The organism is Bacillus sp. AFS017336, from assembly GCF_002555445.1.
GTDB lineage: Bacteria > Bacillota > Bacilli > Bacillales > Bacillaceae_G > Gottfriedia.
This window is the reverse complement of sequence record NZ_NUCO01000071.1, coordinates 1-1093: the sequence shown is the minus strand read 5'-3', so window position 1 is coordinate 1093 and position 1093 is coordinate 1. Positions and strand designations below refer to the sequence as shown.

The 1093-nt window shown below is 55.1% G+C and carries 1 pseudogene; it reads left to right on the top strand.

From position 1 onward, the window contains the following. Positions 1 to 1093 (top strand): annotated as a pseudogene (locus CN601_RS27930) (hypothetical protein); the annotation flags it as partial.

Sequence of the window (1093 nt, the reverse complement as noted above, 5' to 3'; positions counted from 1 at the left end):
GTTCAACTGGAGTAACAGGTCCAATAGGAGCGACAGGAATAACTGGTTCAACAGGATCAATTGGAGTAACAGGTCCAACAGGAGTAACGGGAGTAACAGGTTCAACTGGAGCGACAGGAGTAGCAGGCTCAACGGGAGCGACAGGAGTAGCAGGTCAAACTGGATCAACTGGAGTAACAGGCTCAACGGGAGCGACAGGAGTAGCGGGACAAACTGGATCAACTGGAGTAACAGGAGAAACAGGTCCAACCGGAGCGACGGGAGTAGCAGGGGCAACGGGAGAAACAGGCCCAACCGGATCAACAGGAGTAACAGGACAAACTGGAGCGACAGGAGTAGTAGGATCAACCGGAGAAACAGGTCCAACTGGAGCGACTGGGGTAGCAGGATCTACAGGAGTAACAGGCCCAACTGGAGCGACAGGAGTAGCAGGATCAACTGGAGCGACTGGAGAAACAGGCCCAACCGGAGCGACAGGAGTAACAGGATCAACCGGGGAAAAAGGCCCAACCGGAGAAACAGGAGTAACAGGTGCAACCGGATCAACCGGGGTAACAGGTTCAACAGGCCCAACCGGCTCAACAGGATCGACAGGAATAACCGGAACACCAGGTCCAACAGGAGTAACTGGGGTAACGGGAGTAACAGGATCGACAGGCACAACTGGAGTGACGGGAATAACTGGATCAACTGGCCCAACTGGAGAGACAGGAATAACCGGAACACCAGGTCCAACAGGAGTAACAGGATCAACAGGCACAACTGGAGCGACGGGAATAACAGGATCAACAGGCCCAACTGGTGAGACAGGAATAACCGGAACACCAGGTCCAACAGGAGTAACTGGGGTAACGGGAGTAACAGGATCAACAGGCTCAACAGGTCCAACAGGAGAGACTGGCGCAACGGGAGTAACAGGTTCGACCGGAACAACAGGATCAACAGGCTCAACAGGAGCAACCGGCCCAACGGGTCCAACAGGAGCAACAGGAGCAACAGGATCAACAGGCTCAACGGGAGCGACTGGCCCAACAGGCTCAACCGGATCAACAGGCGCGACAGGATCAACGGGATCAACCGGCTCAACCGGAGC